This window comes from Pseudomonas sp. XP2 (genome assembly GCF_053557975.1).
On the sequence record NZ_JBNRIK010000006.1, the window covers coordinates 37,177 to 59,943 of the forward strand.

The 22,767-nt window shown below is 50.8% G+C and carries 15 protein-coding genes and 1 pseudogene; 4 read left to right on the plus strand and 12 right to left on the minus strand.

All coding sequences use genetic code 11. From position 1 onward, the window contains the following. Positions 1-2 precede the first annotated feature (2 nt). Genes ACK1VC_RS09090 through ACK1VC_RS09100 form a run of 3 tightly spaced genes read right to left on the minus strand, consistent with a single transcriptional unit; the run spans position 3 to position 3,528 of the window. Complete coding sequence (locus ACK1VC_RS09090) at positions 3-998, minus strand: ABC transporter permease (protein ID WP_060517224.1); 996 nt, start codon at positions 996-998, stop codon at positions 3-5. Then, positions 995-2,548: a sugar ABC transporter ATP-binding protein gene (locus ACK1VC_RS09095; RefSeq protein WP_191086742.1), complete on the minus strand. Its 1,554-nt coding sequence runs from the start codon at positions 2,546-2,548 to the stop codon at positions 995-997. Before ACK1VC_RS09095 ends, ACK1VC_RS09090 begins: the two co-directional genes overlap by 4 nt. Before the next feature lie 20 nt (positions 2,549-2,568). Then, positions 2,569-3,528 (minus strand): sugar ABC transporter substrate-binding protein, encoded by a 960-nt coding sequence (locus ACK1VC_RS09100; protein WP_191086743.1) that lies wholly within the window; start codon positions 3,526-3,528, stop codon positions 2,569-2,571. A 398-nt stretch (positions 3,529-3,926) separates the two neighbouring features. On the opposite strand from ACK1VC_RS09100, the pseudogene ACK1VC_RS09105 reads away from it, so the two are divergent. Next, positions 3,927-4,214: pseudogene (locus ACK1VC_RS09105) on the plus strand (asparaginase domain-containing protein); the annotation flags it as partial. Positions 4,215-4,549: 335 nt separating this feature from the next. On the opposite strand, the gene ACK1VC_RS09110 reads toward ACK1VC_RS09105, so the two are convergent. The 9 genes from ACK1VC_RS09110 to ACK1VC_RS09150 all read right to left on the minus strand — a co-directional run bounded on the left by ACK1VC_RS09110 (position 4,550) and on the right by ACK1VC_RS09150 (position 19,185). After that, positions 4,550-6,238, minus strand: coding sequence for a hypothetical protein (locus ACK1VC_RS09110; RefSeq protein ID WP_131812292.1), 1,689 nt, complete (start codon positions 6,236-6,238; stop codon positions 4,550-4,552). Positions 6,239-6,292: 54 nt separating this feature from the next. Beyond that, on the minus strand, positions 6,293-10,111 hold the full coding sequence (dsr1, locus tag ACK1VC_RS09115; RefSeq protein WP_181073902.1) for an anti-phage defense-associated sirtuin Dsr1: 3,819 nt from the start codon (positions 10,109-10,111) through the stop codon (positions 6,293-6,295). A 249-nt stretch (positions 10,112-10,360) separates the two neighbouring features. Further along, the gene (locus ACK1VC_RS09120) at positions 10,361-10,819 is read right to left on the minus strand and encodes a hypothetical protein (RefSeq protein WP_131812293.1); all 459 of its coding nucleotides are present in this window, start codon (positions 10,817-10,819) and stop codon (positions 10,361-10,363) included. 93 nt (positions 10,820-10,912) lie between these two features. After that, a complete protein-coding gene (locus ACK1VC_RS09125; RefSeq protein WP_131812294.1) occupies positions 10,913-12,904 on the minus strand; it encodes a hypothetical protein in 1,992 nt (663 codons plus the stop codon). Beyond that, positions 12,897-14,594, minus strand: a complete 1,698-nt coding sequence (locus ACK1VC_RS09130; RefSeq protein ID WP_131812295.1) for a hypothetical protein — start codon at positions 14,592-14,594, stop codon at positions 12,897-12,899. The genes ACK1VC_RS09125 and ACK1VC_RS09130 overlap by 8 nt, the downstream gene beginning before the upstream one ends. After that, entirely contained in the window at positions 14,591-15,070 is a 480-nt protein-coding gene (locus tag ACK1VC_RS09135) for a hypothetical protein (protein ID WP_061203972.1), read from the minus strand. Before ACK1VC_RS09135 ends, ACK1VC_RS09130 begins: the two co-directional genes overlap by 4 nt. A 41-nt stretch (positions 15,071-15,111) precedes the next feature. Continuing rightward, positions 15,112-16,452 carry a site-specific integrase gene (locus ACK1VC_RS09140; RefSeq protein ID WP_122983539.1) on the minus strand — a complete coding sequence of 447 codons (1,341 nt, stop codon included), beginning with the start codon at positions 16,450-16,452 and terminating at the stop codon, positions 15,112-15,114. A gap of 1,231 nt (positions 16,453-17,683) precedes the next feature. Next, on the minus strand, positions 17,684-18,115 hold the full coding sequence (locus ACK1VC_RS09145) for a hypothetical protein (protein WP_061203974.1): 432 nt from the start codon (positions 18,113-18,115) through the stop codon (positions 17,684-17,686). Positions 18,116-18,816: 701 nt separating this feature from the next. After that, positions 18,817-19,185 carry a histone-like nucleoid-structuring protein, MvaT/MvaU family gene (locus tag ACK1VC_RS09150; RefSeq protein WP_061203975.1) on the minus strand — a complete coding sequence of 123 codons (369 nt, stop codon included), beginning with the start codon at positions 19,183-19,185 and terminating at the stop codon, positions 18,817-18,819. Positions 19,186-19,592: 407 nt separating this feature from the next. Here ACK1VC_RS09150 and ACK1VC_RS09155 point away from each other — a divergent pair, with 407 nt between their 5' ends. The 3 genes from ACK1VC_RS09155 to ACK1VC_RS09165 all read left to right on the plus strand — a co-directional run bounded on the left by ACK1VC_RS09155 (position 19,593) and on the right by ACK1VC_RS09165 (position 22,709). Next, on the plus strand, positions 19,593-20,681 hold the full coding sequence (locus ACK1VC_RS09155) for an asparaginase (protein WP_061203976.1): 1,089 nt from the start codon (positions 19,593-19,595) through the stop codon (positions 20,679-20,681). 301 nt (positions 20,682-20,982) lie between these two features. Then, positions 20,983-21,630 (plus strand): hypothetical protein, encoded by a 648-nt coding sequence (locus ACK1VC_RS09160; protein WP_131812296.1) that lies wholly within the window; start codon positions 20,983-20,985, stop codon positions 21,628-21,630. Between the two features lie 155 nt (positions 21,631-21,785). Next, positions 21,786-22,709, plus strand: coding sequence for a hypothetical protein (locus ACK1VC_RS09165; protein ID WP_131812297.1), 924 nt, complete (start codon positions 21,786-21,788; stop codon positions 22,707-22,709). Positions 22,710-22,767: the final 58 nt, after the last annotated feature.

Genomic DNA, 22,767 nt, shown 5'->3' on the forward strand with positions numbered 1-22,767 from the left:
AGTCAGTTCCGCCGGCCTGCACGCCGGCTGCGGTAAGTGTCGAGTACCACGGCGATGACGATGACCGCCCCGGTAATGATGCGTTTGGTCGGCTCGCTGGCGCCAATCTGCGCCAGCCCGGCGGCCAGCACGGAAATGATCAGTACGCCAAAGAAGGTGCTGATGACCGAGCCGCGCCCGCCCATCAGGCTGGTACCGCCAATCACCACGGCGGCGATCACCTGCAGCTCCAGGCCGGAGCCGGCGTTGGGGTCGGCTGCTTCCAGGCGCGATATCTGGAACAGCGCGGCCAGGCCTGCCAGCAGCCCCATCAGGGCGAATACCAGCACTTTGTACGGGCGTGGGTCGATGCCTGCCAGGCGTACGGCTTCTTCGTTGGTCCCAATGCCGATCAGGTAACGGCCGAACACCGTGCGGGTCAGCACCAGGTGGGCCAGCACAATCACCAGCAAGGCGATGATGAACGCTGGCGAAATACCAAAGGCAACCGGGTTGGAGAACCAGGCATAGGCATCGCCGATGTAGGCGGTGCGCGAGTCGGTGAACTGGTAGGCCAGGCCGCGGGCCATTTCCAGCACCCCGAGCGAGACGATGAACGACGGGATGCGCCAGGCCACGGTAACGCCGCCGGTGATGCTGCCGGCCAGCGCGGCCACGGCCATGCCCAGCAGCGCCGAGGGCAGCACGCCCCAGCCCCAGCCGAGGATTGCCACACTCACTGCAGAAGCCGCCAACGCCAGCACCGAGCCCACCGACAGGTCAATGCCACCGATGATCAGCACGAAGGTCATGCCCACGGCCAGCACCATCAGGTCGGGGATCTGGTTGGCCAGGGTACTGAAGGTGTTGTACGACCAGAAGTGGCTGCTAAGAAACGAAAACAGCACAATCATGGCCAGCAAGGCGGCGGCCAGGCCCAGGTAGGTGCCCAGGCCAAAGTACGTGCCACTGCGGCGCACAGGGGCGGCGCCTTGGCTATCGAGCGGGGTGGTTTTCATGCGTCCATCCTGGGGGCTGCACCGTGCAGCATTCCGTCACGTTTCTGATAGCCGGCAAAGGCGGCCGCAAGCAGCTGATCCTGGCTCCAATGGTCACGTTCGAAGGTGTCGATCAGGCGGCCGGCGGACAGCACCGCGATGCGGTCGCAGATCAACATCAGCTCGCGCAGGTCGCTGGACACCACCACCAGGGCCTTACCCTGGCGCGCCAGCTCGGCCAACAGGCCATAGATATCGAATTTGGCACCCACATCGATGCCACGGGTGGGCTCGTCGAACAGCAGCACCTGGCAGTCGCGCTCCAGCCAGCGGCCAATCACCACTTTCTGCTGATTGCCGCCAGACAGCTCGCCCACCACTTGTTGCGCGCCGGCACTGCGAATGCGCATGGCCTGGATCTGGCGTTCGGCCAAAGCCTGTTCCGCCTCGCCGTCGAGCACGCCGGCCCGCGATACCGCACCCAGGTTGCCCAGGGCGATGTTGGCGCTGATCGACTGCGTCAGCAGCAGGCCCTCGCCTTTGCGGTCTTCGGTGATCAGCGCGATACCAGCCCGTACCGCGGCTTTGGGCGAGTCGATACTTACCGGCTGCGGCGGCAGGCCCAGCGCGACGCTGCCGCTGTCGGCGCGATCGGCACCGTAGATCAGGCGCAACAGCTCGGTACGGCCGGCGCCGATCAGGCCGGATATGCCGAAGATCTCCCCTGCCCTCACCTCGAATGACACTTCGCGCACCTTGTCCGCACGGCTGAGCTTGTCGACCTTGAGCAGCGGTGCACCGATCTGCCGACGGCCCAGGTCGATATGCTCGCCCAGCTCGCGGCCGACCATCAGGTTGACCAGCTCGGTGCTGCTGTAGCGTTGGATCGGCTCGTCGCACACCAGCTTGCCATCGCGCAGCACAACGATGCGTTGGGCCACGCGCTGCAGTTCTTCGAGGCGATGCGAGATATACACGATGGCCACGCCCCGCGCGCGCAGGCGCTCGATCTGGGTGAACAGCAACTCCACCTCGCGCGCGGTGAGCATGGCGGTAGGTTCATCGAAGATCAGCACATGGCAGTCACCGATCAGGTTGCGGGCAATTTCGACCATCTGCTGATGGCCTATGCCCAGTTCGCCGACCGGGGTGTCCGGGTTGATGGCGTCAAGCCCGACCTGGGCCATGGCGGCCGTGGCCAGCTGGCGCAGGCGCTTTTGGCTGATCCAGCCAAAGCGGCTGGGCAGGTTGTCGAGAAACAGGTTTTCCGCCACGGTCAGCGTGGGCAGCAGGTTCAACTCCTGCATGACCATACGCACGCCAAGGCGCTCGGCCTCGCTGCGGCTGCCGGGCGCGTATGCCTGGCCGCGGTAGGTCATGTGCCCGGTGGTGGGCGCCTCCAGGCCGCTGATGAGCTTAGAAAGCGTACTCTTGCCCGCGCCGTTCTCGCCAGTCAGGGCCAGTACTTCGCCAGCCCGCAGGTTCAGGCTGACTTCGCCCAGCACCGGCTGGGCGTACGTCTTGCCCAGGCCGTTGGCGGCGAGCACCACTTCATTGGCCGATGCAGGCATGGCCGTGTCTCCTGGCAGCATCAGGGCTTCTTGGTGATGAGTTGGACCGGGGTCTGGATGACGTTGTCGGCATCCACATCCGGTTTCTCGCCCTTGACCATTTTCAGCGCAGCCTGGATGCCGTACACCGCCTGCTGGCTGGCGGCCTGGTCGAGGGTGGCCAGCACGCGACCATCGGCAAGCATCGGCTTGATGGCGTTGATGTTGTCGTAGCCCACCACTTGCACCTGGCCGGCCTTGCCGGCGGCGCGCACGGCCGATACGGCGCCCAGGGCCATACTGTCGTTGCCGGCCAGCAAGGCTTTCAGGTCGGGGTATTCGTTAAGCATGGAGGCGGCGACGGCATTGCCTTTGTCGATTTCCCAATTGCCGCTTTGTACCGAGACGATTTTCATCTTTGCGGCGTCCATGGCGTCCTTGAAACCGGCGGTGCGCTGCTGGGCGTTGGTGGTGGTCGGGACCCCTTCGATGATGCCCACCTGGTCGCCTGCCTTGAGCTTCTGGCTGGCCAGGTAGTCGCCGACCAGGCGCGCGCCTTTGCGGTTGTCGGGGCCCACGAACGGCACGCTGATGCCTTTGCTCTTGAGCAGATCAGGGTCCAGGCGGTTGTCGATGTTGATCACCACCACACCCTGGTCCATGGCCTTCTTCACCGCCGACACCAGCGCCTTGGAATCAGCCGGGGCAATCACCAGCGCCTTGGCGCCGGCATTGACCATTTGTTCGACAATGCGAATCTGCTCGCCGGTGTCGGTCTCGTTCTTGATGCCGTTGGCAATCAGCTCAAATTCGTCGGCGTGACTTTTTTGGTAGTCCTTGGCGCCGTCTTCCATGGTGCGGAAAAATTCGTTGGCCAGTGACTTCATCACCAGAGCGACTTTGGGTTTGTCTTCGGCGTGAGCGACAGCCAGGGGAAGTGCGAGTGAAAGGGAGGAAACGACAGCGAGGGCCAGCAGACGACCGGGGAACGGCAGTTTCATGGACGATGACTCCGAATCTTGTTTTTTTATCGGATCGCAAACGTTTGCGTTGGCTAACTATGGAAACAAGACCGGCGTTTGTCAAATCCGTTTGGCTGTCGGAGGCAGATGCTGCTGGAGCCGATTATGCAGTTTTTTCCGGAAAACCGAACAGCCTTTCCTATGCTTGTTCGGAATTACGAATGGAGCATTGTCTCTTGCAGGAACGTCCTTGTGTCGCGAAAGGGTCGCGTAGCCGCTCCGTTTTAGGTGCAACACCCCACATTGTCGGGGCTGCTACGCAGCCCATCGCGACGCAAGGCCGCTCCTACAAGGGGCGCACGATGGCTTGGTACGAAATATGCCTAGCGCTCTGTGCGAAATAACAACAATCTCATTAGGAAGAGAGAACAATAATGATGAACGCCGCACTCAAAACCTTCGCCCCCAGCGCACTCGCCCTGCTGCTGATCCTGCCAGCCACCGCCTCTGCCAAAGAAGCCGAAACACAGCAGAAACTGGCCAACGTCGTCATCCTCGCCACGGGCGGCACCATTGCCGGCGCCGGCGCCAGCGCGGCCAACAGCGCCACCTACCAGGCTGCCAAGCTGGGCATCGACAAGCTGATTGCCGGCGTGCCGGAACTGGCCGACATCGCCAACGTACGCGGCGAGCAGGTGATGCAGATCGCCTCTGAAAGCATCACCTAAGAACACAGGTTTATCCTCCCCGGACAGACATCTCTGTAACCCTTTGCGCATAGGCGTTCCAGCAAAATCTGATGATGTCCGTACTCCACTCCCTGGCCGTTGTCATTCACAACTGAGACCAGGTCTACGGCAGATCGGATAGCCAGCCCTCTAGCAATTGCAGAGCCATCAGGCAGGCTCAGATTCTTTGAAATCGTGGGAAAAATCTCAAATCAGGCATCATCACACGCGGGCCAGCCACAGCATCTATCACCAGCCACTCCAGCTACGCTCAATCCCAACCGCTGAGACTCGGGACAAGAAAACGTAGCCTGCTCAAACGGTCGGCGACTTCAATTCTTAATACGCCTGAGCAGCCACTGAACCGCTTTGAACCCAAAATGAGTGATCACCAACACGCCCACTACAGCTGTCATAGCCACTGCCAGCCCAGCAATTTTTGTCCACTGATCGTCGAAACTGATCCCGGCCAGCTTAGCTACGGGTTGGATTAACTCTGGGGAGAGAGCGGCCGAAGCGATGATTCCAAATATTATAGTTATCCGTCTGGTGAACGATTCAGACGCGATTTTTTCATCAAGCTCAAGCGACTTCTTCACAGCTTCAACTTTTTTATGGAACATCCTGCCGACCATAGTGAGGTGAGCACCACGCCTAATCTCCTCGATATAGTCAGCCACCTCCCCGTACTTATACAAGGAGTACAACGACTCCTCAAACCCCAGAACCTGCAACTCAACGCGAGTCACTTCTGTCGATTTTTTACACCCATCCAAAGCCGACGAAGCATACGCATAAAAAACAACCATCAAATGCGCAACTTCATTTAACACCTGGACATCGGAGATCAAATTATCAAACGCATAGCCTTCATTACTATCTATGAATTTAGAGACCTTCAAAGACGAAAAAATCAAAGACACCGGCTCTGAGTAAAAACTATTAAAGTCATCAAAACACCTCAAATCTTTGAGCTGTACCGACTGACCATACGACCCGCCAGATAAATCAGCCCGAACCATAACGCTACTCACAAAAACTTTGTGAGCACTCCAATTCTCTTCTGCCGCTTCTTTCTGCGCCGTATGACTTAGGATTGCCACAAGTGGCTTACCATACCAAAACCTACAAACCGGCGGATCGAACTTACGAACCTTAAACCAATTTACTCTCGACCTCACCTTACCAACTGCAATTGACCGTGCAACTACAGACAATAGATGCCTTGCAACATCAGTTAGAGTTAGCTGATCCGTATGCATAAGCTCATAAAGACTCAACTCCTCACTTAAAAAACCTATAGAAAACGGCAAGTTCATCGAGGCGTTAGTCATTTCTTCAAATGCCCCTCTCTGAGCACGTCGCTCCAAAAAAGAAAGCTGCGCAATTTGGCACTCAGTAGATGCGTGATGTAGTGCCTTAACACAAAGCACCGAACTTAAATTGCGTAGCGACTTGTTCACCTCTTCGTGAACAACTTCATCTGAGGTCAGCTCATCAAACCCAAGCACTCCATCCAAAGCAATGGAAATCAATCCATCACTTGAAATTTTTACATGCGGAAGGAAAAGCTCATACCCTTCAACACCTTCAGCTTGAATTGCCAAAGGCCGCAGGAATATACGCACACTCTCAGCTGGAAAGCCAAACGTCCCATTAAATAACTTACGCTCCGACAGCAACAAGTTTAACGCCTTTATAAAAGCGTAGCGAACCGAATCCTGGCCTTTTGCAGCCATGAAAGCCTCATGCCCCTTGACCGTCATCCCCATCCCTTGGACAGTAGTCTGGATATCTAAACTCTGAGTCTTAATTCGGCCTTGTTCTTCAAAGATTATTACTCCTCTATTATCCAAAGCAAATCTGAAAGCGTCAGAGCGCACAAGAATCTTGCATATTTCGGCAAGATTTGATGAGCAGTCAAGCCTAGAAGAATACAGATATGTAGACTGCCCCGAATAAACGTTTTCATCACTGAAATCACTATCGCATTCAGCTACGTGAATTTCTGGCGACCCCATAGCTGCTTCTCCCTCTATAAACTTATATATATAATCATGCCAAGGTGCATTGAGTTAAAGCAGCCCATGACGACGGGTATAGTCAGCCAACCTGCGGTACTCAGCATTATCAGCGAGGCTCGCCTGCGCCTTAATAATATCGCTCAAACACGGGCCAAGATCAGGAGATAGCCAGGCTTGATCATCTACCACTGCTGCTAATAGCCGCAACGCATCGGCCGGGTAGGCAGTGCAATGCCCTGACTCTCGCAGACGATGCACGGCATAATGCATATGCTCCGTGGGAACTAGCCAGTCGTAGACAGCATTCAAAGCAGCGGGAAACTCTGTCCCGGCTGCAATGGTCATCCGTATCAGCGACTCAGCGATGATGGGTGTCACCAGATCTTTAGATTTCGGCCAGACATGCTGCCAGAAGGGCAGGATTCGATTTTGCCAATACTCCTCTCGCTGCTCCCCTGCCCCCTCCAGTGCTTGCGAAAGAGACTGAGCAGACTCCTGTAACGCCTTTAAAGGAAACGTTGCGAAAGCGAGACGAAACTCCTCAGAGCTATAGCCTTCAAGGGGACCTAATGCTGCGTAGGTGAAAATCGCAGCGAACTGCTCATCATGCTCCCCTAAGTCTTCATAATGGCTAGCGGTATTGAGGAAATCAGCCTTAAAAGCTAAAAGAAGCGGGCGGTATAAACGCGGTGACCAAAGGAAACCCTCCCACGCCCATCTAGCTTCCGCTGGATTGGTAGCCCAACTGAAAAGTGGAAGCAGATTAGCTCTAGTCCACGCCTCATCAACTCTGAACAGAGAGATGAGTCTCGACGCAAGCAAAACTCTACCATGACGGTATCTGTCCACTCGTGTGTCGCATAACTCCGTGAAGAGGTGACTGATTTCCTCTGGAAGTCGATCGTCATCGCTAAGCTCGGTTCTCTGCCAGATATTCAGAAGAGCTAGGGTTACGTGACCAATCGGATGATTGATGGCTTCAGTAACCGGCTGATTGATGGGCTCACCATTGCTAGTTATGCCCGTATCCGTATCAAGAGGCAGCCCCATCACTCTGCGGCAGATCCTCAAAAACACGGCTAGACCTTCAAAGCTCGACTTAGAGACCTCATCAAGCCAGCGAGTGACATCGTAAATTACTTGGAAAAGAACCTCGTCCGGCATCGCTTCAATCCATGGAGCAACATAACGCCACGACTTTCGGGAAACACCTGACTCGCTCCAAGCTTGGAGAGCCTCCTTCCAACGCCTCACCAGCCACTGCCCCTCCTTCGCTAGGTCTGCCAACGCATGCAGGCTGTTGAGAAGATGTTTCTTACAGACGTTCCTCCAGGTGTCTTCGTCAAAATACTCATTTTCGGCCGGGGGATTTCGGAGCCATTCAACAAGTGCTTCTCGCTTGTGAGGTGCCAGCCTGATGACCCGCTCATCTTGGTAATCCGGGTCTCCGGTCCCACTCGTCCAATGAGAAAATTCATCGCTCTCGTTCTGCGCCAAACGGAGAAGCGGGTTGGCAGCAGACAGCTCATCAAACCTTTGCTGAGCATGAGGGCCGAGGATAAGTCCTCCCAACCGAAGCTTCGCGAAGGCTCTCCAGATGGCCTGGTCTACACGCTGTTGATAGCGATCATCCGTGATGTCGTCAGCATAATTATCTCTCGGAGGCCCAACTAGAATCGCCGCCTCCAGCACTTCTTGAGCCGCAAGCGGCAGCCTCTGCCCTTGCAGCACAAGTAGGCGGTAAAGCTCTCGCTTAGTGGAGATTGACCACAACCAACGGCTATTTTCTACTAGCAGCCATTCAACCCACTCCTCTGCGGGTATAGCGCCATCTTGACTCGCCGCAAAGAACGCCAGGCGCTTGAAGGTAGGATACGGATTCTCAAACCAACCGCGCGCGATCTTCGCGGCAGCATCGGGATGCTGTCTGAAATTTGCCATCCACGAATCGCGGACTAGCTCAATGAGCACGACCCACTCGCGGAAGCCGCGGTTCTGCCAGTGATGGCTAACCGAAGGCAGATCCCAGAATGATCGATCCTCAAAGGAGTCAGCACTACCTAATTCTTGCAAAAGATCCAATGCATCACGGAGCAGTGTTTGGAAGTCCTCTAGGAGCAACGGCAACGCCGACCTCCACATTTCATGAGACGACTCGGAGAGCGTGGATCTGACGTGGTCGGAGCTTAAGACCAACTCCCAGTTCACCAGATGCCGTAAATGCGTTGGTGAAATATCCACATCGTCCGACAATCGAAATGGCTTGGATATGGAAACCACTGGTGAAAGCAGCATACGTAGCTGTAGCCGCAGACTCGCGGTTAGACCGTCTCGCTTCAGTCGCTCAACCCAGCTGTAAAGATCCATCTCTCTCCACGGCGACTTGATACGCTCAGCCAGGAACAGCCCCCAGAGCTTGCGCATGAGAGGTCCTGGGATCGCCTTAGGTGAGCTTTTTCGGAGCGCATCCAGCTCGGTAGTTTTTCCCTCATTCTGAAGCTTGGCGGTAAGCCCCAACTGCTCCTGAATAAGAAACTCAAGGCGCTCGTGGACGCATCCACCCCGAGCAGTGAGCCAAAGCAAAAGATCAGGATCGTCGAGATGGCGCACAAGCCAACGAGCTATCTGGAACATCACATCATCCCAATAACTCGTGCGCCCGGCGACAAGCGTCATCGGAGCCGCCAAGTGATAAGGCGTGGGCCTCTGAACCAGACTGAAGCTGAGCTTTTTGTCAGTTTCCGCCTGGGCAGGAATCCCAAAGCGTCCTAGATCTGAGTGGCAGTAGCGCGGATCACTGAATGCGTCCAACAGCCACTCCAAGGACGGGGCGGGACTGAAATCCGCAAACCGGCGCGCGGGTAGCCCAGAACTATCGGAGAGCGCCCATAGCATACGTCCCACGAAATCATCTTGCCGCGTGCTGGCTGAAGGCTTGGAGAGAGCATGATTAGTTACTATCCGCTCCTTACCAGTAGTCCCATCCCTGTAAGTCTCAGACCAGGCTTTCAGAGTCTGATTCAAACCTCTATGCGGATTAGCCCCCGATTGGGTGTGATACAAAATGGGAGCTACGCCCTTTGCCTTCCACTCAGCAGTTTTTTGGCTCTCCTCCCCTGGATTACAGGAGCCGAAAGCCCATGCTTGAGGAGTTATTTCGCCAAGCATCCTGTCAGCTGCCAGCGCGTCCATCATGTAGCGTAAAACCGGGTCACTGACGCTATACCCGACGAAGCAAACCACGTAGTTGCGGAATAGCTCACTGACAAATCGGGCAGCCCAACGCTCGGTCAGGTATGCAAGGCCGAAGTCACCACTCGTGATGACGAGTCGATTGAGTTCATAGACAGTGGGCTTATTCGGCAGCAAACCGTGCAGATAAACCACCCCATCCCAGCGACTGTTTTTAGGAAGTGGAAGCATCGGGGCGGAGTAAGAATTGAACTGCTGCTTTGTGCGCCGACCTGCGGCATCGAATACGCGGTCGAAATTTGTTGTGACGAGACGCAACGCTCCGGTCCGGCTCCTCCCCAAGCTCAGCAATGCTGCGTGCGTGTCCGTTGCACCTTTGAGCCGAAGATTGGGCTTTAGTGCCCGTGCCAACGCCTCTCGAACAGCAGCCCGTCCGTTCGGCAGGCGCCGCTCAAGGAGATCTAGCGTGGCATCGTATTGATAGTTATCGAAGGCTTTCTGCTCTGCGCTATCGAAAGTGGTCAGCGCCTCTTTGTAGATGAGCTGTACCAAGCCTTTGAAGTCCAGCAGCCCAGCTGGGTAAGAAATACCTGCTCCGCAGAAGAAAACCACCTTGCCCTCTTCGTGGGCTTGGAGCAGTTCATCTGGGACATCCGGACCGTTCGTTACAAATTGCATCCCTGCGCCACCTCATGCCTGATGGCGACAAGCCATCTATCGCTTGGCTATTTAGCACGGGTGGCTCGTTTTTACCATCGACACCCAAAGACAGCACCGCTCCGGACAGCAGCGTATCTCAACCTCACTTGGCGATTAGGCAAAACGTTGCGGTCTGCCCTGCGATTGGAATCAGTAAGGGATTTTGGACGACCAAAAACAGAGGAGATCCCGAACCTGTGCTGACATCGAGTACCAACTGGCAAAAATCTAAGGCCTCTCATCTCTATCATCACGTTCCATATGTTTCTTACGAGCATGCTGATCCAGAACAGCTATGCTAGACGGCCCAATGTACTCCTCCAATTCCTGGCATTTCTCAATGAGTGCTAGTTGGAGATTCAGAACTTTTGAATGTGCAATATCCCTCTCAGCAGCCAATTCCGTGCATCGCTCCCGTAAAGCGTTATTCTCAGCTCTGGCAGCTGTAAGCTGAGCGGTAAGCGAACGGTCAGAACGCTTTACAGTCGGACTAGGTGAGCTATTGTACTCCTCAACTTCAGCTATGAATGTAGGGTAACGTGACTTCTTCAGCGCTGACGGATCGTTCCCCGCCTCTCGCGCGATATTGGCCAGCGTCAACTTAGCATGTTTACTTATTCGAATAGGCTTCCCTTCAATGATACGCTTAAACGCTTTACGGTATTCTTCCTCAGCGCTATTTTTCACAAAAGTTCCTTTAAACCTAAGACATACTAGGAATTTGGCGGACAGGCAAGGCAACTCAGATGCGAAGACTACCCATCAGCTTCCAATTGGCAATTAAACCAGCACCACATTGATCAGTTTTTGTGTAAACTCATATTGAACCCTAAGCGCATCTTTGCGAGGGCTGTCCTCCTTAGTAGAATCAAGCTGGGACTTTAATCGATCATCAACCTTTTTTATGAGAGGCAAATTATCTTTGCAGGCAAGTCCAGAAGTACACTCATTACAACCCAAGACAAAGTCAGCACTTCCAAACTCGCAAGGCTCTGTATTGAGACAGATTCCCATGATAGTCTCTTTGACAGACATTGCCCCCTGCCGGGCCATCTTCGTAAGCTGCTTCACAGTTTTCCCCTCATAATAGCTAATCGCGCGCTCTTTATGCAGAGCACTTATTGTGGATACAAACTTAGGACTCTTCAACGCCCCAATCCTATGAGCCATCATCTCATACGAAGTCTCAATAAACTCCTCCTTCGCCTTAGAGTCAAAAGCCAACCCAGAATGATTTTGCCCATAATACATCTGCATACTCAGATAAAGATGTTTCAATTGATACTGCATTGATTGCGGCGAAACCAATTTTGAAAGCGAAGCATTTACCATTAATGTTCTGCGGAACTGGTGGAATGCCAACGGCCACCGCTCACCAACGGCAAAACGTTTGATATTAAGGTCTGGATTTACCTTCAACGCTTCTTCGAAATCCTCTTTTGTAATGACTGTATCATTTGGCAAAAACAAAATTGGGCAATTCTTATAAAAGCTTGATGCACTAATAGCTTTCCGCAACCCCGTTTGAACCGACCGATCTTTGCCCCATTCTTTTGACCAAGGCTCGTAAGCCCTACAAATGAGATACGGATTGTTAACCTCATCCGTCGAATGATCGACGCCCAACTCTATCGCCGCCGTCATTCTCAACTTCGCTATAGATGCCATAGCAGAGACTGCTTTCAGGGTGTCCTGGCATGTAACCCAGCGCGCATCGTCATCCTTAATAGTTTTAGTGGTTTCGCCACTAAGATAGTAAACAGTTCCAAGATCGGTCTCACGCGCTTCAAAACAGTTAATTCTCAGTTTGTTTATCTCTTCTTTCCGCATTGCACTAAGGCTCGAAATACAGGTAGAACCTGCGAGAACAACGCAACTTAGAAAAGAGCTTAGCGCTATCAAGTCAATCTTGGGACACCCACCCGGACGACGAGACATCCACTTAAACAATACGTCTTTTACCCCAAATCTCTCAGCAGCCTTAGCAAAGGCCCCATAATATACGGCGCCCGGCCCAATAGCGCTCTTATTAAAAGGACTAATCAACTTACCGCTCCAAGTTTCGGCCGCACCATTATTACTGACATATGCACCCCAAACGTATGAATATAAATCCTCGAAAGCAGTCGCGTGCGCATTATAATCACTCATTAACTCCAGAGCGCGCAGCAAGTGCATCTGGGAAATACGAGATGGAATATAAGGAGTTTGTCTTGATTTTCGCGCTTTTCCTGCTATAAATAGCTCCCCGATCTGACGAAGATTTAAAATCTTAAACCCCAAAACATCTTGATAATTATAAATAGATCTGAGCGGACTTACAAATTGACTAGCATATGATACAGACTGCGAAGTAAAGCTGGAAACCAAATGAGGAAACTTGTGTAGCTCGGCCACTGAGATTCCATTTTCTGCACAAAATTTAAATAGCTTTCTAAGTTTTCCGTATCGAGATTGAAGAGTCGAGGGAGTCAGCCCCCCCGGAGCAACCCACATCATTAGAACCACGATCAGCTTGAAAATGTAGGACTCTTTCTCTGACAGCCACGGAGATACCCTCGATGTTGACTCTCGCCCAAACCTAAATGTAAAGACCTTCCCGAGCCATTCCTGCATCGGCCAACAATCATCTTTAAATCGGGCCAATACAACCCCGCGCTTAGAAATGCACACAGGAAAGTCGTCTGACGGGGGAAATTGTGGAAGTTCTCGATTCAGACTACACAGCGGTGGATCTTCCATAGCGATTTTGCAAATCATGCGTTCAGACATTGAATCTAACCTCAATCAAAGCACGGTAATTGTCGTGGAAATTTTCTTCCAAGATTCTAATTTCAGCTTCATCTCTCCAAGATCGACACTCATCATTCAAATTTGAGAAATCCTCTACAATAAAATTTATACGATCGATAACGGACTTCTGTGGCGAATTTTCGATTCCCCTGCCAACAGGAATAAGCTTCAACTCCGAGGTTTTCAGGTAGCGAAATGTGAGCAATGACCATATGTAATCAAAGGATTCAATACCCTCATAATGCTCACAAAACAGACAGCCTGTAGGGTTAACGCAATCGGGAGTAACTTGGCTACCCTTTATAGGCTCAGGGCTATAAGGCCGGCACTCACCATCAAGTACCGCAGGCCTCGCTTCTTTTCGCTCGGCAAAATAAGAGGCCCACTCACTACTTGCGATGTGGTGATTTGGCTTCGAGTACCTTTTAAACATCGTCCCTACAGTATGCTGAGCAACATCTGCCACGAACTCAGGATCATGCGTTTCGCGCAGTAACCAATTGACCCGTTTTTCGCGAAGTGACTTTAAGGTAAGGCAATTTCTACCACTATCTTTAAGCAAAGCCGCAAAGAGCGTTTGCCTATACTCCATCGCGCGCTTCTCACCCTTGATGCTGAAGGGGAACAGATAATCACATCCATTTGGAAATGCTTCTTTGAGAAAACGAAGATAATCAATAAAATACTTCTGATATTCACTAAAAATAATGAACTCTACTTTACTCCCTCTACGAGGTTTATAAGCCTGCACCCTATAACCGCCCTCAAATGTAGCGCACCTGTAGTCTTCAAAAGGAAGGCGATAGGCGACCGAAACATTCATACCGGTCTGTGAAACGAACAAAGAAAACTCCGCATGAATCCGGATATCCAAAAGTTTCGCACGAGCCTTAACAGTCCCGCTCAATCTCTTCTTCTCTCGGGCTAGGTGCACGCGCTCAACATTGTGAGCAAGCCGACCATCCTCCCCCAACAGTTTATCTGGGTGATATAAGTTCCCCCAGTACTCATAACTTTCTGCATTCGAATACCGGATTATCAGAGGTAATTCACCAAGGCACGTTTGCAGCGTAAATGATTCAATAACATCAAGCAGATCAGCCCCAAACTGAAATCCTTCATTAAGATTGCTCTTATCAATCTTGAAAACCTTGATCAATCCGCGACGCCTAAGCTCTGTGTAATTAAACGCAGACCTTAGAGTGCCTACTGACAGCTCAAGAGCGCCCTGGATGATGCCCAAAATGTCAGAATCAAGCCGGTACGCTGATTCGGCGGAGATGGAACACTTGCCAGACAGCAATAACTGCCAAAGTTGTGCACTATATGATTCATAGTTTTTGCACACGTTCTCCACAGTAAGATCGATACCAAGACTGTCACAATTTTTATAAAAGCGCCTAAGAGAAAACACGTCACCTACAACGCTTCGTCTCAAATGAGTGCTAAATTTACGTTCAAAGTACGAGTGAAATAATGTTGCAAGATGCTGCCTGCTGCTTCGCGGCGCCCCTAAATAGCCAGTGTCAATCAATTTTTCTACAGAGCGCATATTGGTATCCGCCCCACCAACGTAGAGTAGGTAACGGAAACTGGTCATGGGTTTATTGCCCTCAAAATCACAATGCTCGAACCCTAATTCGCTTTCAGACTTTGTACGAATCGTCATTTTTGGGTCCGCTTACTGAGAGGACGGAAAAAACCAATTTTGTCAAACGCTGAATAGAGCGCGCCAGTTGGCAAACTCAAGGCCTCCAGGAGAACAGCTCGAATACCATTATCTAATTGACGAGCGGCACTCAGCGATAAGGTGCTCGAACGAAGCCAAGCTGTTTCTAGTAACCTTCTGCTGTAGGCTTCGTAGCTGAATGAAACATTTTCGAGCGTCAAATCGACACCAAGCTCATCCAAAAACTTATAGAATTTTCGAACTCTGATCATCTGCATAACCACATGGTGCGTCTTGTGGAAAATTAATTTCTTGTCGAAATATGAGTGAAGAAGATCGATAACAGGCTTCCGTCCAAGCTGCGGCGCTCCCAAAACTCCTGCTTCAATCAAGGTATTGATGGCGCGCCTATTGCCGGTAGCTCCGCCTATGTATAGCAGGTGGCGATAATCAATGACTGGGAACTTAATTTTCAACTTCACTCCTCCGACCCATTACTTTTGTCTCGCAACCCGCACTACCACTTCTCTCTCAGCTCAACACTTCGTCGGAAAAACTCATCAGCCCATTTAGCTTTAGCCTTATGATCCTGAACAAAGCGAATATAAGTCATAGTGGCTTTCTCTGACTTGTGTAGCATCACATCCTTCAGCGTCCCTATGACGGACCTCAGGCCGACACCAGGCTTATCTAAATTACACAGAACAAAATCTGTACCGAAAGTCGCTCTCGATTGATGAAACTTAAATGAAAGCTCATAAGCCTGACTGCGTGCGATTCTCCTAATCTTTAAGATTTCGTTATTGACGGTGCTACTGCTCCCCTGCCCTTTCCGGCAGTAAGACTTCCCATTTTTATTCAAAAACACTAACTGCTTATCTGCATCAATTGCCTTTGAAAGCCGTCGCAAGCGTCGGGAACATTTCGTATACGAGCGAACCATCTCATATAAGAACGCAGGAATTGGGACTTCGCCATTGACCCCGAACTTGGTAGCCACAGGGGCGTAACTCACCGAAGGACCGACAGACAGGTAATAAAATCCGCCATCCTCCGACGCTCTAGCATGCCTAAAAGTTAACAACTTCAAATCACAAATTGTGCCCAATCGCATTCCGGTGTAGAAACCGAGCACAAGCATCAAATATACCTCAGGAGAAGCGCTCTCATAGGCAATTTTCAAAATCAGCTTTTGAGTCTCAAAGTTCACAGGTAGCAAGCCATCCTCAACGCGCCCCATTATATTTCTATTGCCCCTTAGCTTAAGTTGCTCGTTGCTCACAGCTAGAGTCCGTTCTAAACCTGCAATATTTGCGATCCTATCTTCGAGACTTAACCCTTCAAACACACTTATAGGCTGAGAAACCAACAGGTAATCCGCAAGAGCCCGATAGAACCTAATGACAGCTTTAAGCCGTGCCTTACCAGAAGTGAATGACAAATTCCCCTTTTTCAACTCCCCCTGCAATTCCAGTTGATACTGAAAAACGCACCGCCTATTTTGCGAGAACGGAAAGGCCAGCCAATGAAGACCTTCCCTTTCCAAGAAGTTCATATAGTGCGATAGGCAATAGGCCAGGCCAACTAACGTATCAATGCTCATAGCTCCACGCATTACCTGAGAAAAAAAGGTTGAGAGCCAAAAGCTTGCCACTTCCCAAACGCTTCCATTAGACCAATACACCTGAGGAAAACCTTTGATGGTTACATCGCTTGCAGCTTTTCCAAGCCCAGCTCTATGTGGAACCTCAATGACCACCCCATTTTGCACATAGACATCTGCCGGCTTGTAGTTAACGAATCTCACGACTGCCATTTTTATCAAGCTCGTTTTCTTCGACTGCAAAAATGGAAACATGTCCGGAAGGCACTGTCTAGTACTGCGGCCAAACCATCAAACTGTCACTCCATAAGAAAACTGCAAACATGTCACAAAATTTTATGAATGGTTAATCTCATAAACACTGACAAAATCTTAACCAATTCATTCACAAGGGATTTAAATGTCAAAGTATTTTTCACTGCCGCGACTTCTGCCAGTACGTCAATATCACTTGACAAAAATCGCCTAGAAAAAATCTCAAAAAAATTGTAACAACGCGGACAACTACTGTGCTCGCATACAAATTACTCTGTTTGGAAGGGCATTCTCATTTAGCTTTCTCTCTGGGATTGAGTGAAGATGTGCGCGCAAGCCCCCAAATCGGGTATTGCCTGAGTGCGACATCCGATCTCTGAACACTGGAGACCGATCTCTATTTGGAACAGTAGCGATATGGACCACTGGCGAGCTGATGAGAGCACGCTGAGTCAATCAGGTCAGCGGTACCAAACAAAGCAATGGAGACGCTGGGTAAGGGCCTGGTTGGGAGCCAGAACCCGAAAGCCCACTCGCGGGACCATAGCTGTCGCACGACATCGGATGATGTGAGAGTCTTTATCCGACCTAATAGCAGCGAAGCGCGTGCATCGGTCTCGGAGGGCTTTTCCAGATTGCTGAAAGGTTTCTCCTCCCCCACCCACGCAGGCGGCAAGCGATGTCCAAGCTACTTCAGGCGATTGTCAGCTTGCTTCGCATGGATAGCTTCAAAACAGCACGCAGCCAGCTTCGTTAGTCCTCGCGGAAGCTTCACCATGCATTCCATGAACTGGCCTAGAACTCCAGATTCCGTGCAAGCCACGAATTAGGATTGTTTCAGAGTTCGAAGTTGTAAAGGGGACTTGGTAGATGGGCACTTATGTATCGCGTGGCGACTGCTGCTGAGCTGAGCCCAGAGCTGAGTACATTGTGGACATGTCAAGGCTTGCTGCTTATGGCGCAGGAGATGAGTGAAATGCGGACGCGCCACATAAGTAGCGTTTGACCAAATCGTACGGCACAATTCGCAGATGCTTATGCTCTGTCTGCGAAGACTAAATCCGATATAGCAATGTGCAAATTCTGCACATTCGTCCTTGATTCATTCAGGTGAGGATTTCGCACTGGAAATGATAGACTTTAATTGCGCGGCGTATTGAATCGAATATCTCATGAATCGCGCCCTGCCAATTAGGCATAAGCGCGACCTTAAATCTTAGAGGTGTCCCCTCTAGGATTCAGGCGTATTGATTTCAGCCGCCCAATCCAAGCCAGCATTAGACCTGGCGACGTCGTACTCTTCTTTACTGTATGCCTCTTGGTAAGCTGTCAAATACTTGAGAGGCCAGGAGCGTACAAACTCGACCAACTTACTCAACTCTGCATCACTTACAGGGACTTCTATCCTAAGCGCCTTCATTACGACACGCAGGCTTTGAGCCCAAGTATCTTCCAGCGGCGGCAGCTTTAACAAATGCGCTCTATCAACCTCCTTATGTATCTCATGAATACTTTGATAACCGAAGCAAATGGCCAAAGTCTGCGCAGCATGCGAGAGTAAAATTGGCTCTAAACCAGGCCAGTTCTTTTTAATTACCTTTTTTATGGAATTAAACCCCCTTCTACTGGATTCTACATCCCTAGGGTAAATAGGTACGCGCATTAGTCATCCTTTTATAAATTTAGCAACCCGATTGGCGATTAGGCCTTGAGGTATCTCCTTCTGCGAAAAATCTATTCTCTCACCCAGACGCTAAACTGCATCCAAATGAATCTTGAATGAATAGTTCCCACACCAACACCTCATACCAAAGGACTTGAATTTATACAACCGAGAGGATCAAGGCAAGAAATTACAATGAAAAAATATTGAGCCAGAGGATTACTTTCTGGCTCACTAAATGCATATGTAAATATGAATTTCACAAGAGAAATAAATTGATCATATTATGTAAGAACTAGCGACCATGATGCATTTTTTTACAATACCCAACAAAACCAAATAAACCCCTCACCAAGACACTAACCGCATAGCAAATAATGCATTCCGTGCAGTAATAGGCAAGATCGTGATCTCCAGAATCACGCATTATGCCACTTAAACTTATGAGTAGGATCTAGAGCACAAAACTGGCACGTAAAATGCTCGGGCTTGTAAGGCTGACAACATACTGGCCAAATTAATGTTATTTGATAAGCAACAACAGAAATCGGGCAGGTCTGGCTCGCGATCAGAAAAATGGTAGGTCACGCCTAGCGAATAGTTGTTAGCTACCCGCTAGGCGTAAATCATCCAGGGCGGACGAGTCTCAAGAGATTACTCGCGCACGTTCATTCTATTTCTGCTCGCCATATCGTTGACGTTCAGCGTTTAACCCAAGATTCAACGACGTCGCTGCCGTGCTCTTGCTTCCACTGCTTCAGAAGGCGGTGGTTGCCGCCCTTCGTCTCGATTACCTCACCATTATGAGGATTCTTGTATACCTTGACCTCTCTGGCCTTACGCTGGGTAGCCTTCGGCGCCTTTACACCGGGAGTACGACGAGCTGCTTGAGGGTCTAGAACGTTGACCACGTCGCGCAGGCTGTAGCCATAGCTCTCAAGCAGTGCACGCAGTTTTTTCTCAAATTCGATTTCTTTCTTCAGGCCGGCGTCATTCTTCAGATTTTCCAATTCTGCCAGCTGAGCGGCCAAGTTCCGCTCAAGTTCTCTAAATTCGGCAAGTCTAGACATTGACATCGTTCCTATTGGGTGAATTTAAATCGAGATGGTAGTCGTTTTGCGGCCTTACTGCACCTAGGTTTACTCTAGACGTAGCCGCCTACGGCTAGTGTGAAGACTCAGGTTCTCCATTCGCGATAAATTTCATTTAGCCAAATACGGCGCCTTCCTGAACAAGCCTCCTTACGCGCTGCCGCTACCGAAATCCCCGCTCTTCCCCCGGAAAACCGAACATACTCCCACCTCAATGTTCGAAGATCCGACTATGAAAAGCACGCTAAGCTGCTCCAGCCTTGGGGAAACTGCCGCGAGAAGGGGGTCGTCTACAATTCTGTCGCGCAAGGCAGCCTCTGGTACGAAATCTGCCTTGGAGTAGGCGCGACACAGCAACCAATCTCATCAGGAAGAGAGAAAAAACAATGAATGCTGCTTTGAAAACCTTCGCACCCAGCGCAATGGCGCTGCTGCTTATCCTGCCGGCCGTCGCTTCTGCTAAAGAAGCCGAAACTCAACAGAAACTGGCCAACGTGGTCATTCTCGCGACTGGCGGCACCATTGCCGGTGCCGGTGCAAGCGCTGCTAACAGCGCCACCTACCAGGCCGCTAAGCTTGGTGTCGACAAGCTCATTGCTGGTGTGCCGGAGCTTGCGGACCTTGCCAACGTCCGTGGGGAACAGGTGATGCAGATCGCGTCCGAGAGTATTACGAATGATGACTTGTTAAAGCTTGCTAAGCGCGTCTCTGAGCTGGCCGACAGCAGCGACGTGGATGGCATCGTCATCACCCACGGCACCGACACCCTGGAAGAGACCGCCTACTTCCTCAACCTAGTAGAGAAAACCGACAAGCCGATCGTGGTGGTCGGCTCGATGCGCCCAGGCACCGCAATGTCCGCCGATGGCATGCTCAACCTTTACAACGCCGTGGCCGTGGCCAGCGACAAGCAGTCGCGTGGCAAGGGTGTACTGGTCACCATGAACGACGAGATCCAGTCCGGGCGTGACGTGAGCAAGTCGGTCAACATCAAGACCGAAGCCTTCAAGAGCGCATGGGGTCCGATGGGCATGGTGGTGGAAGGCAAGTCGTACTGGTTCCGCCAGCCGGCCAAGCGGCATACCATGCAGTCGGAGTTCGACATCAAGCAAATCAGCGCCCTACCCCAAGTGGACATCGCCTATAGCTACGGCAACGTCAGCGACACCGCCTACAAGGCGCTGGCGCAGAGCGGCGCCAAGGCGATAATCCATGCAGGGACAGGGAATGGCTCAGTGTCGTCTCGGGTAGTGCCGGCATTACAAGAGCTGCATAAGAACGGCGTACAGATCATTCGCTCGTCGCACGTGAATCAAGGTGGTTTCGTGCTGCGCAATGCCGAGCAGCCGGACGATAAGTATGACTGGGTCGTGGCCCATGACCTAAATCCGCAAAAGGCGCGGATTCTGGCGATGGTGGCGATGACCAAAACCCAAGATAGCAAAGAGCTACAGCGCATTTTTTGGGAATACTAATTCTTAGCGAAAAAAGTCGGTGCCTCCTTGGCACCGACTGTTCCAATACACTAGGCCTTGTACGGGCCAAAGCTCAGTGAAACCTCAGAAACCGGAGGTCTGCTAAGGGCGAGGAACGGCCATTGGGCTAGCTCTTTCACAGAGCAGACATTGCTTACGACAGTTTTCCGGTATACTTGCAGGTAAGATGCAAGAGTGGTGAAATTCATGCGCTTGTGGTTGCGAAGTCAGCGTCAAAAATATTATTTTTTATACGCACGCCTGTGTATGTGTGAACCCTGTTAGGCTTCAGGAGAGCATTTTGACCATCGCAGATGTATTCATTATCGAAAGTTTAACAAAGACGGATGAGGCTAAACATCGCTACGAAGGCCAGCGGCTTGCCGAGCTTCTAAGGCTAAGCGGCAAGAATCCCAAGTATTATTACTTTCAGTCGAAGGATGAACTGCCTCACCTGCTCAAGCTATTTAAAATTTCTGATTACCGCTATCTCCACGTCTCTTGCCACGCTTCCTCCGACATCGTGGCCACAACGAACGAGAATCTTTCCTATGTGGAGTTCGCAAAAATATTGAAAGGCTATCTACAGCTAAGGAGAGTCTTTTTCTCAGCGTGCGAACTCGGAAATGAATTATTTACTATCAGCTTGGCTGAAACGAACAAAGGCATGCGCTCTGTTGTTGCTCCAGCAGAAGACATTGATTTCGATCATGCCGCTGCCATTTGGGCAGCATTCTATGTCTCCGTCTTCGCGAGAAATGCAAATTCGATGTCAGGATCAGATATTCGTCAAAGAATCAAAGCTCTTTGCGCTCTATTTCCAGTTGATTTTCATGTTTCGACACACCAACCAAAATCAGATAGCTGGCGACACACGAAAATTACAAAGACATCGCTAAAAAGGAATGGCGCCAACACCAAAAGCCCCTCTGAAGCAACAGAAGCATAAAATGCCGGTTAGCTCTACGTTCATGGATGGTCACTTCTCCAAAGCCCGAATCGCTACGGATTCTGCCGGCGTGCACTTCGAGCATTGAAGACGACAGCCAAGATGGTCGCGCCCTGAAACTGTAAGGGGCTCTAAATTCATATAGGGAATTACTTATGCAGTGCCTGTTTAGCGGAGAAGATCCTGACACCAAAGAACATGTGGTGCCAGTCTGGCTTCAACAGAGAATGAAGCTTGGAAAAGAAACGTTCAAGCTCCCAAATAATTCTTTTTTACAGTACCGACATGCAGTGGTTCCTGCTAAAGGCACGCACAATACAAAGTTTTCGGAAATCGAAACCAGAATATCTCAAGGAATTTTGAAAAGCGAAGAAGTTTATTTATGGGCGCTAAAAATTCACGTAGGGCTTCTAGCCAGAGACTCAACCCTTAAAGATGATATCAAAGATCCAAAATCAAAAACCATAATTGATTTGAATGGATTCGGTTATCATGTAAGTGTATTTCGCACCTTGTACCATAATTGGGCTAACGGTGGATCTACTGATCCGTCACCATTCGGGAGCGTGTTTATCCTCGACTCGTTGACCCCGGAAAATCATTTCGACCTAGTCCATTGCGTATACACTGGCGCTCTAGGAATTGATATTGGCAAGAAATTTATATTCGTAACTTTCTGGGATCGAGGGAGAACTTTGAAATCAAATGCGCTGACTCTCTGGCATGAAGATCAAGTCCTCCGAGCTGGGGAACTGAAAAGCACTTCAGAGCATGATGGACAATGCCACTTGGCTCATCGAGTTTGGTCCTGTGAAATGGCATATTTTCAGTTTCGAAGCAGGCCAAACGACATGACTATACTTAAAACGCCAAATAAAGTTGCTGCGCCTCCGTATCCGATTATTCCCGCTCGTCCAGTTAATACATTGGAGTATGTTCTAGTATGCAAAAATTTTGGTCTTCAGCGGGATTTGTCGAGAGGCAACAATTCATATACCCAGTTCACTATTATTGAAGAAGCTCTAGAGTCTGCAAACCTCAAACCCTCTATTAAAGACTGGGCCGATTTAGAACGTTAGGTACGTGCTAATTCATTTGGGGCCGAGATTTACTATTCTACAATGGCTGCTATGGGGC